This window comes from Allorhizocola rhizosphaerae, assembly GCF_003426775.1.
In the GTDB taxonomy this organism is placed as follows: domain Bacteria; phylum Actinomycetota; class Actinomycetes; order Mycobacteriales; family Micromonosporaceae; genus Allorhizocola; species Allorhizocola rhizosphaerae.
In genome coordinates this window covers 19,939-32,936 of record NZ_QJUG01000042.1, presented here as the reverse complement: position 1 = coordinate 32,936, position 12,998 = coordinate 19,939, and the positions used below count along the sequence as shown (strand labels likewise).

Below are 12,998 nucleotides of genomic sequence, written 5' to 3'. Positions count from 1 at the left end.
GATGAACGCTTCGTGATCAACCTCAACCGCCGCGGAATTACAGGGCGTGGCCCGGCATCGGGAAGCCGTCGAGCAGGTCCTTGACCTCGCCGGCGATGCGCGCGTATGCGGCCTCGTCCTCCTTGACGGCCGCCTCGATGGCCTGGTCCATCCACGCGGCGACCTGCGGCATGTGCTGTTCGGTGAGGCCGCGTGTGGTCAGGGCGGCCGTGCCGAGCCGGATGCCGGACGGGTCGAACGGGCGCCGCGTGTCGAACGGCACGCCGTTGAAGTTGAGCTCGATCCCGGCCGCGTCGAGCGCCTTGGCCGCGGGCTTGCCGCCGATGCCCTTGTTGGTCAGGTCGGACAGGATCAGGTGGTTGTCCGTGCCGCCCGACACCAGGTCGAACCCGTGCTCGACGAGCGCCGCGGCCAGCGCCTTGGAGTTGGCAACCACCTGCGCGGCATAGTCCTTGAACGATGGCTGGGCCGCCTCGTGCAGCGCGACCGCGATGCCGGCCGTGGTGTGGTTGTGCGGGCCGCCCTGCAGCCCGGGGAACACGGCCTTGTCGACGACCGTCGCGTACTCCGCCTTGGCCATGGCCATCGCGCCGCGCGGGCCGCGCAGGGTCTTGTGCGTGGTGGTCGTGATCACGTCGGCGAATCCGACCGGCGACGGGTGCGCCCCGCCAACGATCAGGCCCGCGATGTGGGCGATGTCGGCCATCAGGATCGCGCCCACCTCCTGGGCGATCTCGGCGAAGGCCGGGAAGTCGATGGTGCGCGGGATGGCCGTACCCCCACAGATAATCATTTTCGGCCGCTCGGCCAGGGCCAGTTCGCGCACCTTGTTCATGTCCACGCGGCCGGTCTCGCGCTCCACCCCGTAGTGCACCGGATTGAACCACTTGCCGGTGATGGACACGGGCGAGCCATGCGTCAGGTGACCGCCGTGCGCCAGCGACATGGTCATGACGGTGTCGCCCGGCGACAGGAACGCCAGATAGATCGCAAGGTTGGCGGGCGAGCCCGAATACGTCTGTACGTTGGCGTGGTCCGTGCCGAACAGCGCCTTCGCGCGCTCGATGGTCAGCGTCTCGATCTGATCGACGAACTGCTGGCCCTCGTAGTAGCGCTTGCCCGGGTAGCCCTCGGAATATTTATTCGTCAATACGGTACCGGTTGCCTCCAGCACCGCCGCGGAGACATAGTTCTCGGAGGCGATCATGCGCAGCTTGTCGTGCTGCCGCTGGGTTTCGCCCTCGATGAGCGCGGCGAGAGCTGGGTCGGCCGTTGTCAGGTGGGACAGCTTGGGATCGTGCATGCTTGGCTCCAACCTTGTCGCAAAGCCGGCACCCAGGCGCGCGGTGCGCGGACGTTTCGCTTCCCGGTGGTTAACCCCACCCATGCGCCAGTCGCGTCGTCAAACGTGATACTAACCGTATGGCCGTGAACTCAGTCATGGTGGAGCTTGGCTCCCCAGCCCCAGATTTCGCCCTCCCATCCGTGACCACCAACGCGCTCGTGTCGCTCAGCGATTTCGCGGAGGCGCCCGCTCTACTTGTCGCCTTCCTGTCCAACCACTGCCCGTATGTCCGCCATGTCGAGTCCGGGTTCGCCGAGTTCGCCGCCGACTATCAGGCGCGTGGCCTGGCGACGGTCGCGATCTCCGCCAATGATGTGATCAACTATCCGGAGGACGCACCGGAGCGCCTCGTGGACCAGATCAAGCGGGCGGGCTTCCCGTTCGAATACCTCTACGACGAGTCGCAGCAGGTGGCGCTGGCCTACCGGGCCGCGTGCACGCCCGACTTCTTCCTCTACGACGCGCAGCGCAAGCTCGCTTACCGCGGGCAGTTCGACGACTCGCGTCCAAAAGGGACGGTCCCGGTGACGGGAGAGTCGCTGCGCGCGGCGGCCGACGCCGTGCTGGCCGGAAAGGCCGTGCCCGAGCCGCACTACCCGAGCATCGGCTGCTCGATCAAATGGAGGCAAGGCAACGAGCCCGATTGATGTTAGTGTCCCGGCATGCGCCGAATTCCTCCGCGATGCTCCGGTACCCCGGCTCTTTCATCACCCCTGCGACGCGCAGCCGCGCTGCAGGGGAGGTGATCCGATGGAATACGTCGCCGTCGCATGCCGGATCTTGATCGGTGTGGTCTTCCTGGCGGCGGTGGTGGGCAAGCTCTCCGGCGGTTCGGCCTATCAGGCGTTCGTGCAATCGTTGCGGCGCATGAAGGTGATCCCGTCCCGGTGGGCCGGGCCCGTCGCCGCCGCCTCCGTTACCGCCGAGATCGCCATCGTCATCCTCGTCCTCACCCCACTGTGGACAGCCGGGCGGATCGGCCTGGCCCTTGCCGCTGTCGTGCTGGCGGCGTTCGCCGGGGCGATCGCGCTCTCGCTGCGGCGCGGGAACAATGCGCCGTGCCAGTGCTTCGGCCGCACGGCCGCGCCGCTGGGCTGGCATCACGTGGCACGCAACACGTTCCTCATCGCGGTCGCGGTGGTGGGCTTGCTTTCGGCCGGCGGGCCGTTGAACCTCGCCGCCACCCTGGCACCCGCTGTAGCCGGCCTGGTTATCGGCGGCCTCGTGGTGATGCTTGACGACATCGTGTACCTCTTCAAACCCGCCAGCCGTCCGTAGGCTACATGACATGTAGGCTACGTGACATGTAGGCTACGTGACATGTAGGCTACATGTCACGTAGCCTACGTTGGCCGGGGGGTGCGGCACATGTCCTTCACCAATCGCGAAGCCGAACTCGCCGCCTTGGACGACTGGTGGCGCCGGCCCGGCGCGCAACTGGGCATCGTCTGGGGGCGCCGCCGGGTCGGCAAGTCGTTTTTGCTGAGCCATTGGGGGGCGGGGCGGCGCAGCGTCTTCCACGTGGCCCGCAACCGGCCGGTCGCGCAGGAGCTCACTGCGGTCAGCGCCGCCGTGGCCAGGGTCATCAAGGTCGGGCGGCGCGATCCGACGCAGCGCCCGTTCGTGGACTGGGACGACCTTTTCGACACCCTCGCCGCCGCCGCCGACCGCGAGCCACTGCTCTTTGTCATCGATGAGGTACCGGAGCTGCTCGCCGCCGATCCGGCATTCGCCAGCGGGCTGCGGGCAATCTGGGAGCGCATGGGAGACTCGAAACTCAGGCTGCTGCTGTGCGGCTCGGCAGTCCGCACCATGGAGCAGCTGCAGCAGGAGCGTGCGCCGCTTTACGGGCGGGCGACGCTGCGGCTGCGGTTGCAGCCGTTCACACCACATGAGAGCGCCAGAATGCTGCCCGGCATGGCAGCCGCCGACCGGGCGCGGGCGTGGGGTGTCTGCGGCGGCATGCCGTTCTACCTCAGCCTGTGGGACCCGGCAGACGACCTGCGCGGCAACCTGGCCCGCCTGTTCGGCAGCGAACAGGCCCTGCTGCTCAACGAGGGCGATCTGGTGTTGTCCACCGAGGACTTCCCCGGCGGGGGTCGGCAGCGGTTGCCGGGCAGGCTTCTGCGCGCCATCGCGAGCGGCAACGCGCGCTTCGCCGAGCTGAAAAACGCGCTGGGCACCGACCCGACCCGCGTCCTGCAGGCCACTCAGGAGCTCGACCTCGTGGTGCGCATGTCGCCGGTGGGATCCACGGTCGACAGCCGCAAGGTGCTCTACCGGGTAGCGGACAACTTCCTGGCCTTCTGGCTCGGCGTCGTCGAGCCGCATCGCACAGCCATCACCCAGGGGCTCGGCAAGCAGGTGGTGCGCGACATGGAGCACCGGTTCGACCAGTTCATGGGCGACCGGTGGGAGGAGGCCTTCCGGGCGCACCTCGTACGCGTGGTGGACGAGCTGGAACTCCCGGAGCCCGTCGTCGAGATTGGACGGTTCTGGAAGACGCGGGCGCGGCCGGAGGAGGATCCGTGCGAGATGGACGCCGTCGCGCTCATGGGACAGTCCCGCCGGGTGGCGCTCGTGGGCGAGGCCAAGTGGGCCAGATCGGAGGACGGGCGCCGGGTCGTGCGATCGCTGGCGCGCAAGGTCGCCGAGTGCGGCCTACCCGTCGACGGTGAGCCGCGTTACGCCGTGTGCGCCCGCGAATCCGTCACCCACACCGACGACGACACGCTCGTGGTAACGGCTGCTGACATCTTCGGCTGACCCGCGACCACACCGCACCACCTTATCGATGAGGCAGCGACCAACTGCCCACGAATCTGGCGGCCAACTGACCGTTGATCATGGTGTGTTGCGGGCGTAATGACCATGTGAGCACTGCCGCTGGCATCGGGCCCCGTCGTGCCCAGCAACTTGTCACCGAGGCGCTGGAGGATACTCGCGTGGTGCTGATCAACGGTGCGCGGCAGGCCGGGAAGAGCACGCTTACCGGACTCGCCACGGCCGGGATGAAACCTCGACGCGACTGCTCGATGATCCGGCAACCCTTCAGGCCGACCTGGACGACCGGCCGGATTCGCCGATCAGGAAGGGCTGGTGATTATCGATGAGATTCAGCTGGCGCCCGGATTGCTCCGGCCTATCAATCTGGCGGTCGACTTGGATCCCAGACTGGGCCGCTTCCTGCTTACTGGTTCCGGACGTGTGTTGGCGCTGCGGCAGCTGCCCGACGCCATGCCTCGCCGCATGGAGATCATCGAGCTCTGGCCCTTCTCGCACGGTGAGATCGGCGGCGAGCCGGATCGGCTCGTCGATGCGGTGTTCGCACACGGCGCGGATCTCGAACACACGGCCCGGCTCGGTGAGCCGGGTGGCGTGGCCTGTGGCGGTTGCACCCATAGGGTGACGGCGCCCGCCCGCCCGACCACCGAAGGGGCCGTGTGGGCGCCTGCCGAAATGGGCCGTGCGAGTGGGGCCCCTGCCTCGGCAGCGTGGAAGGTCGCCTGCAGCGGCCGTGCGGGCGCCGGCCGAGGCGGGCCCCGTGTGGGTTGGGCCCACCCAGCGGCTGCGTGAGAGGCGCGCTGCCGGGGCGCAAACAGAGTTGTCGGGGCTGCCCGGCTTAGTCGGGGACGCGGCGGTAGGCGCCGTCGCTGGCGGAGGTGGCCATGCTGGCGTAGGCGCGCAGGGCCGCGCTCACTGGGCGCTGGCGGTCGACCGGGGTGTAGGGGCGGTCGCGCTTGTCCTGGGCGATGCGCCGCTCGTCCAGGGTGGACTGTGGCACGTCGAGGGTCAGGGTGCGCGCCGGGATGTCGATGGCGATGGTGTCGCCGTCCTCGATGAGCGCGATCAGGCCGCCGCCCGCGGCTTCGGGCGAGATGTGGCCGATGGACAGGCCGCTCGTCCCGCCCGAGAACCGGCCATCGGTGATGAGCGCGCACGCCTGGCCCAACCCACGGCCCTTGAGGAACGAGGTGGGGTAGAGCATCTCCTGCATGCCCGGACCGCCCTTGGGGCCCTCGTAGCGGATGACGACCACGTCGCCCGCGACGATTTTGCCCGCGAGGATGGCGGAGACCGCGTCCTCCTGCGACTCGAAGACACGAGCCGGGCCGGTGAACGTGAGGCAATCGTCGGGGACGCCGGCGGTCTTGACCACACAGCCCTCGGGCGCCAGGTTGCCGTGCAGGATGGCGAGGCCGCCGTCTTTGGTGTAGGCGTTGGCGACGCTGTGGATGCACCCGTTGGCGTCGTCGAGGTCCAACGTGGACCACTGGTTGGTGGTGCTGAACGGCTGGGTGGTCCGCACGCCGCCGGGCGCGGCCTTGAACAACTCGAACGCCACCGATGACGCGCTGCCGCCGCGGATGTCCCACTCCGCCAACCACTGCGTGAGCGACGGCGCGTGGACCGCGTGGACCTCGCGGTTGAGCAGGCCGGCGCGGTCGAGCTCGCCGAGGATGGCCGGGATGCCGCCCGCGCGGTGCACGTCTTCCATGTGGAATTTTTGGCTGTTGGGCGCGACCTTGGCCACGCACGGCACCCGCCGCGAGATGGCGTCGATGTCTTCCACGCCGAAGTCGAGCCCCGCCTCGCGGGCCGCGGCCAGCAGGTGCAGCACAGTGTTGGTCGAGCCGCCCATCGCGACATCGAGCGCCACGGCGTTTTCGAACGCGGCACGGGTGGCGATGGCCAGCGGCAGCACCGACTCGTCGTCGTGCTCGTAGTAGCGCTTGCACAGGTCGACGATGAGCGTGCCCGCCTGGACGAACAGATCCTTGCGGGCGGCGTGCGTCGCCAGCGTGGAACCGTTGCCGGGCAACGCCAGCCCGATGGCCTCGGTCAAGCAGTTCATCGAGTTGGCCGTGAACATGCCCGAGCATGAGCCGCACGTCGGGCAGGCGGCCTTCTCGATGGCGTCGAGGTCACTGTCCGAAACGGACTCGGTTGACGCCGCCACCATCGCATCGACGAGGTCGAGCTTGCGGCCCACCGCCTTGCCCGACTCCATCGGCCCGCCGGACACGAAGACCGTGGGGATGTTGAGGCGCAGCGCGGCGAGCAGCATGCCCGGCGTGATCTTGTCGCAGTTGGAGATGCACACCAGCGCGTCGGCGCAGTGGGCGTTGACCATGTATTCCACCGCGTCGGCGATCAGCTCGCGGCTCGGCAGCGAGTAGAGCATGCCGCCGTGGCCCATCGCGATCCCGTCATCGACGGCGATCGTGTTGAACTCGCGCCCCACGCCGCCCGCCTCGGTGATCGCCTCGGAGACCAAGTCACCTAGGTTTTTTAGGTGCACATGTCCGGGCACGAACTGCGTGTAGCTGTTGGCGATCGCCACGATGGGCTTGCCGAAATCGGAGTCGGTCATCCCGGTCGCGCGCCAGAGGGCACGCGCACCGGCCATGGTGCGACCATGGGTGGATGTCCGGGAGCGCAAGACTGGCATGCCCGCAAGTCTGTCACCGACAACCCGAGCCTGCCCAGTTCACGCGCTCAAAGTCCACTTGATGAGACCCCAGCAGAAGTTGATGTCGCACATCCTGTCTCGCATTGCGTATTGACGTGGTGCAGAGTTAGTCCGTGGACCTCCCGACGGGCCTCGCCATCGCGGCAGCGACCGGTTTCCTCGCCGGCGTGCCGACGGCATGGGCATTGTTCAGCAAACGCGCAGGGCTGCTTGGGAGCGCGCTCCTTTTGACGGTCGGGGGGACGTCGCTGGCCTGGTTCATCACCCGTTCGTGGGACGCCGGCTGGCAGGAGAGCCAATCCCGAGGGGTCACGCTCGGTGGGCTGCTCGGACCGCCCGCCTCGATCGCCTCGCTTCTGCTCATAGCAGTGCTGTTGGAGCTGTGCGATCGCGTGGCCGGGCCGGGTGCCCGGTTGCGCCTCACCCTCGAATCACTGACCGTCGCCTCGGGCATCTTCGTGCCGCTGTGGGTCGCGCTGTTGCGCCCCGACAAGCCGCCCCACCTGACCACGCACGCCGCCTGCATCCCGGTGACGGTCGCCTCCGGCCTCGGCTCGGTGGTGATCGGCCTGGGCATCGTGCTCATCGTCCGCGCGCGCATCGAACGGCTGCGCGTGGCCGGTTGCAGCGTCGGCGTGGTCTCGATCGGCTTCGGCGCGACGCTCATGGCGGCGGCCGGCTGCTACCGCGCTCCCGGCCTGCTCGTGATCGGTGCGGCCCTCATCCCGGTCGGTGGATGGATGTGGCTGCGAAACCAGCTCCCCGCGCCTACCGGTGCGATCAAGGTGGTACGAGAACCGGCCCCGGAAAGCTCGTCGCCCAGCTCCGGTCTGGCCATGGCGCTGATGCCCGTGATCGCCGTTTCGGCTGCGGCACTGTACGGCTTCGCCTACGAGGACGGCATTGACGTGGTCGTCACGATCGTGGGGATCAGCAACGGGTTCTTCCTCGTGGGCCGGCAATATTGCGCGTTCCTCGAACTGCGCCGCGTCTACGAGCGGCTGGCGGTCAGCGAGCAGCACTACCGCGAGCTCGCCCACACCGACCCGCTCACCGGGCTGGCCAACCGGCGCGGGCTGCTGCGCGCCATGTACCAGGACGCGGTCGCGGGCACGCCCTGCGTCCTGCTCACCCTGGACCTCGACGGCTTTAAGAACGTCAATGACGTGCGGGGGCACGACGCCGGCGACGCGGTGCTCATCGAGGTCGGCCAGCGGTTGCGGCTCAACCTGCGCCCGGGGGATCTGGCGGCGCGCCTGGGCGGCGACGAGTTCGCCGTCCTCATGTGGGGCAAGCCGGCCGACGCCTTCAAGGTGGCCGAACGCCTGCTGGCCGTGCTCCAGCGGCCGTACCAACAAGCAAAAGGGTCTATCTATCTCTCGGCGAGTATCGGGCTGGCCGGCTGCAAGACAGCCGACAGCATCCACTCGCTGCTGCGCAACGCCGATCTCGCGCAGCGCGCGGCCAAGTTCCACGGCAAGAACCGCGTCGAGCTCTACGACGAGACCTACGACAAGACCATCCGCCGGCGCATCATGATCGAGCACGAGTTGCGCCACGCCATAGAGAAACAGGAGTTCTTCCTTGCCTTCCAGCCGGTCGTCGCGCTGCCCGCGGTGCGCCCGGTCGGGGCCGAGGCACTGTTGCGCTGGAACCATCCGGAGCTGGGTTCAGTACCCCCCAATGAATTCATCCCCATCGCGGAGGAGAGCGGGCAGATCGAGGCCCTCGGGGCGTGGGTGCTCAACCACGCGTGCCGGCAACTGTCGCTGTGGATCGCCGAGGGGCACGACGTCTGGGTCTCAATCAATGTGTCGCCGCGCGAGCTGCACACCGCCGAGTACGTCTCCCGCGTCCGCGAGGTCCTGCGGGCACACCGGGTCCCGCCGCAGCGGCTGGTGCTGGAGGTCACCGAGCATGCGATAGCCGTCGATGTCGAGGAGTTCAAGCGGGTGCTCGAAGGCCTGCGCAATCTCGGCGTGCGGATCGCGCTCGACGACTTCGGCGCGGGCTATTCGTCGCTGGGCCAGCTGCGCAACATCCCGGTCGACATCCTCAAGATCGATCAGGGCCTGGTCACCGATCAGGATCTTGTCGATGTCGCCGTGCGCATCGGGCAGCGGCTCGGCCTGCAGGTGATCGCCGAGGGCATCGGTGATCCGACTCACCGTCGGGTGGTCGAGGACGCGCGCTGCCCGTATGGACAGGGGTTCCTGTTCGGCCGCGGCGTCCCCGCCGAGCACCTCGAAGCGATGCTCGTGTCCATGCCGCCCATCGCGACCAGCACAGTGCCGCGCCCCAGCCTGGACTGAGCGATCTTGAAAGCACGCTTTTCGCTTTCAAGATCGTGAGGGAAGGCTGGGGCTTAAGGCGGCACTGTCCGCGCGTTGCTTGGCACGCGCCGGTGGTTCTGCGCCGCGCCCCAGCCTGGACTGAGCGATCTTGAAAGCACGCTTTTCGCTTTCAAGATCGTGAGGGAGGGTTGGGGCTTGGGGCGGCACTGTCCGCGCGTTGCTTCGCATGCGCTACGCAGCAGAGACACGCGTGTCCCGAGATTTGGGAGCAGTTGACTCAGCGACTGAGATGCGTCAAGCTGGCCCCATGCTTCGGTCCGGCCGAGTACTTCTCTAGCGCGCTCTCACCCCAAGTGGGTCGAGAGCGCGCCAGCCCCGTGCGATTGCCGCACGAGGGCTTTTTTGTTGGCTGGGGTTCTGCAGAGGGTGTGATAGTGACATGACGAGACCAAGTCCTGAGACGCTCGCGCACGCATTGGAGAAGCAGCGGGCGCTGACCAAACCGGCCGTGCCCGCCCCGGCCGCCGTAACCGGCGCGCAGAGCCTCGTCAAGAGCCTCGAAGCCCTCGACGTCGAGGTGATCTTCGGGATCCCCGGCGGTGCGGTGCTGCCCGCCTACGACCCGCTGTTCGACTCGAAGGTGCGTCACATCCTCGTCCGGCACGAACAGGGCGCGGGGCACGCGGCCACCGGCTACGCGCAGGCGAGCGGCAAGGTGGGTGTGTGCATGGCCACGTCCGGGCCGGGCGCGACCAACCTCGTGACCCCGATCGCCGATGCCTACATGGATTCGGTGCCGATCGTCGCGATCACCGGGCAGGTGCCCAGCGGCGCGATCGGGTCGGATGCCTTCCAGGAGGCCGACATCCAGGGGATCACGCTGCCGATCACCAAGCACAACTTCCTCGTGCGGACCGGTGAGGACATCCCGCGCATCCTGGCCGAGGCGTTCCACCTGGCGTCGACCGGGCGGCCCGGTCCCGTGCTCGTCGACATCCCGAAGGACATCCTGCAGGCGCAGACCACGTTCAGTTGGCCGCCCACTTTGGACCTTCCGGGATACCGGCCGACGCTTCACCCGCACGGCAAGCAGATCCGCGAGGCGGCGCGCCTGATCCAGGCGGCCAAGCGGCCCGTGCTCTACGTGGGTGGGGGCGTGCTGAAGGCGCGGGCGACCGACTCGCTGCTCCAACTGGCCGAGCTGACCGGGATCCCGGTCGTGACCACGCTCATGGCGCGGGGCGCGTTCCCCGACTCGCACCGGCAACACCTCGGCATGCCCGGCATGCATGGCAGCGTCCCTGCCGTCTATGCGTTGCAGCGCAGCGATTTGCTCATCGCACTGGGCGCCCGCTTCGACGACCGCGTGACCGGCAAGCTGGACTCGTTCGCGCCCGGCGCGCAGGTGATCCACGCCGACATCGACCCGGCCGAGATCGGCAAGAACCGGCACGCCGACGTGCCCATCGTGGGCGACGCCAAACATGTGATCGACGAGCTCGTCACGGCGCTCGCGGGCGCGAAGGTGTCCTACGACGACTGGTGGAACACGCTCAACGATCTGCGTCAGCGGTACCCGATGGGATGGGAGGACCCGGTCGACGGCACGCTGGCACCGCAGTTCGTGATCCAGCGCCTGGGCGAGATCGTCGGGCCGGACGCGATCTACTGCGCGGGTGTCGGCCAGCACCAGATGTGGGCCAGCCAGTTCATCAAGTACGAGAAGCCGAGCACGTGGCTCAACTCCGGCGGCCTGGGCACGATGGGCTATGCGGTGCCCGCGGCCATGGGCGCCAAGGTGGCCCGGCCCGACACGGTCGTGTGGGCGGTGGACGGCGACGGCTGCTTCCAGATGACCAACCAGGAACTTGCCACGTGCGCGCTGGAGGGCATCCCGATCAAGGTCGCGGTGATCAATAACGGCAACCTGGGCATGGTGCGGCAGTGGCAGACCCTGTTCTACAACGAGCGATACTCCAACACCGATCTCGGCACGCACAAACATCGCATCCCTGATTTCGTGAAACTCGCGGAGGCGCTGGGCTGTGTGGGCCTGCGCTGCGAGTCGGCGTCCGATGTGGACAAGGTGATCGAGCAGGCCATGCAGATCAACGACGCCCCGGTGGTCATCGACTTCGTGGTGGGCAAGGACGCGATGGTCTGGCCCATGGTCGCGGCCGGCACCAGCAACGATGAGATCATGTTTGCCCGTGGGGTTCGCCCGGTGTTTGACGAGGACGACCTGTGAACCCGGCTGCGCCGATTGCGCCGGCGAGGATCGCAAAGACGAGGATGACCTGTAATGGCTAAGCACACGCTCTCTGTTCTGGTGGAAAACAAGCCGGGTGTCCTGGCCCGCGTGGCGGGGTTGTTCTCCCGGCGCGGGTTCAACATCGACTCGCTGGCGGTGGGGGAGACCGAGCACCCCGAGGTCTCCCGGATCACGGTCGTGGTCAACGCCGAGGAGTCCCCGCTTGAGCAGGTCACCAAGCAGCTCAACAAACTCGTCAACGTGCTGAAGATCGTCGAGCTGGAGCCGGGCTCGTCCGTGCAGCGCGAGCTGTTGCTCGTGAAGGTGCGGGCCGATCGGCCCATCCGGTCGCAGGTCCTCGAAACCGTGCAGCTGTTCCGGGCCCGCGTCGTCGACGTGGCCCCGGACGCGCTGACCATCGAGGCGACCGGCACCGCCGAGAAGCTCGACGCGTTGCTCAAAGACCTGGAGCCGTACGGCATCAAGGAAATGGTCCAGTCGGGCATGGTCGCCATCGGCCGTGGCTCGCGTGCGATTACCGCAAGTCCCGCGCTGCGCGTGGCTGCGTAGGAAAGGTTAGTAATGGTCGAGATTTTCTACGATGACGACGCCGATCTGTCGATCATCCAGGGTCGCAAGGTTGCCGTCATCGGGTACGGCAGCCAAGGGCACGCGCACGCGCTGTCGCTGCGTGATTCCGGGGTGGACGTCCGGGTCGGGCTGCGTCCGGGCTCCAAGAGCTGGGACAAGGCGGCCGAGCAGGGCCTGCGGGTCGTGTCGGTGGCCGAGGCCGCGGCCGAGGCCGACGTGATCATGATCCTCGCGCCGGATACCGCCCAGCGCCACATCTACGCCGCCGACATCGCGCCCAACCTCAGCGCCGGCAAGGCGATCTTCTTCGGTCACGGTTTCAATATCCGGTACGGGTTGATCCAGGCACCGTCCGATGTGGATGTGGCGATGGTCGCGCCCAAGGGGCCGGGGCACCTGGTGCGCCGCCAATATGTCGACGGCAAGGGCGTGCCGTGCCTGGTCGCGGTCGAGCAGGACCCATCGGGCGGGGCGCTGGCGCTCGCGCTGTCCTACGCCAAGGCGATCGGCGGCGCGCGGGCGGGAGTGATAAAGACCACTTTCAAGGAGGAGACCGAGACCGATCTGTTCGGCGAGCAGGCGGTGCTGTGCGGCGGCACGACCGCGCTGGTGCAGACCGGGTTTGAGGTGCTCATCGAGGCCGGGTACACCCCGGAGGTCGCCTATTTCGAGTGCCTCCACGAGCTGAAGCTGATCGTGGACCTCATGTACGAGGGTGGCATCGCCCGCATGCGGTACAGCATCTCCGACACCGCCGAATATGGCGACGTCACGCGCGGTCCGCGACTTATCGACGCGCGGGTCAAGGACGAGATGCGCAAGATCCTTGGCGAGATCCAGAACGGTGATTTCGCCCGCGAGTGGGTCGCCGAGGACGACGCGGGCCGACCGAACTTCACCAAACTGCAGGAGCACGGCGCCGAACACCCGATCGAGGCGGTGGGCGGAAAGTTGCGAGGAATGATGAGTTGGGTGGATCGTCCCATTACGGAAACCGCCTAGTAGCATCACTCTCCGTTGATCCCAGACGACTCTCAGCCTTTG

Annotated in this window: 10 protein-coding genes and 1 riboswitch; of the genes, 8 read left to right on the top strand and 2 right to left on the bottom strand. The window is 67.7% G+C overall.

The window, feature by feature from the left end:
* Nucleotides 1-37: 37 nt before the first annotated feature.
* On the bottom strand, nucleotides 38-1,303 hold the full coding sequence (locus DM816_RS11530) for a serine hydroxymethyltransferase (RefSeq protein ID WP_117210163.1): 1,266 nt from the start codon (nucleotides 1,301-1,303) through the stop codon (nucleotides 38-40).
* 23 nt (nucleotides 1,304-1,326) lie between these two features.
* Nucleotides 1,327-1,406, bottom strand: a riboswitch (ZMP/ZTP riboswitch).
* 16 nt (nucleotides 1,407-1,422) lie between these two features.
* Between DM816_RS11530 and DM816_RS11525 the strand changes: the two genes are divergently transcribed.
* The 4 genes from DM816_RS11525 to DM816_RS45745 all read left to right on the top strand — a co-directional run bounded on the left by DM816_RS11525 (nucleotide 1,423) and on the right by DM816_RS45745 (nucleotide 4,921).
* Complete coding sequence (locus DM816_RS11525; RefSeq protein WP_117210162.1) at nucleotides 1,423-1,992, top strand: thioredoxin family protein; 570 nt, start codon at nucleotides 1,423-1,425, stop codon at nucleotides 1,990-1,992.
* 103 nt (nucleotides 1,993-2,095) lie between these two features.
* Entirely contained in the window at nucleotides 2,096-2,623 is a 528-nt protein-coding gene (locus DM816_RS11520) for a MauE/DoxX family redox-associated membrane protein (protein WP_117210161.1), read from the top strand.
* Nucleotides 2,624-2,713: 90 nt separating this feature from the next.
* The gene (locus DM816_RS11515; RefSeq protein WP_117210160.1) at nucleotides 2,714-4,111 is read left to right on the top strand and encodes an ATP-binding protein; all 1,398 of its coding nucleotides are present in this window, start codon (nucleotides 2,714-2,716) and stop codon (nucleotides 4,109-4,111) included.
* Nucleotides 4,112-4,444: 333 nt separating this feature from the next.
* Nucleotides 4,445-4,921, top strand: a complete 477-nt coding sequence (locus DM816_RS45745; protein WP_211588644.1) for an AAA family ATPase — start codon at nucleotides 4,445-4,447, stop codon at nucleotides 4,919-4,921.
* A gap of 46 nt (nucleotides 4,922-4,967) precedes the next feature.
* On the opposite strand, the gene ilvD is transcribed toward DM816_RS45745, so the two are convergent.
* Nucleotides 4,968-6,797 (bottom strand): dihydroxy-acid dehydratase, encoded by a 1,830-nt coding sequence (ilvD, locus tag DM816_RS11505; protein ID WP_117210159.1) that lies wholly within the window; start codon nucleotides 6,795-6,797, stop codon nucleotides 4,968-4,970.
* Between the two features lie 134 nt (nucleotides 6,798-6,931).
* On the opposite strand from ilvD, the gene DM816_RS11500 reads away from it, so the two are divergent.
* The 4 genes from DM816_RS11500 (at nucleotide 6,932) to ilvC (ending at nucleotide 12,956) form a co-directional block, all read left to right on the top strand.
* On the top strand, nucleotides 6,932-9,130 hold the full coding sequence (locus DM816_RS11500; RefSeq protein ID WP_246001883.1) for a putative bifunctional diguanylate cyclase/phosphodiesterase: 2,199 nt from the start codon (nucleotides 6,932-6,934) through the stop codon (nucleotides 9,128-9,130).
* Nucleotides 9,131-9,551: 421 nt separating this feature from the next.
* Nucleotides 9,552-11,360, top strand: coding sequence for an acetolactate synthase large subunit (locus DM816_RS11495; RefSeq protein WP_117210158.1), 1,809 nt, complete (start codon nucleotides 9,552-9,554; stop codon nucleotides 11,358-11,360).
* Between the two features lie 54 nt (nucleotides 11,361-11,414).
* A complete protein-coding gene (gene ilvN, locus DM816_RS11490) occupies nucleotides 11,415-11,933 on the top strand; it encodes an acetolactate synthase small subunit (protein WP_117210157.1) in 519 nt (172 codons plus the stop codon).
* Nucleotides 11,934-11,945: 12 nt separating this feature from the next.
* Nucleotides 11,946-12,956 (top strand): ketol-acid reductoisomerase, encoded by a 1,011-nt coding sequence (gene ilvC / locus DM816_RS11485; RefSeq protein WP_117210156.1) that lies wholly within the window; start codon nucleotides 11,946-11,948, stop codon nucleotides 12,954-12,956.
* Nucleotides 12,957-12,998: the final 42 nt, after the last annotated feature.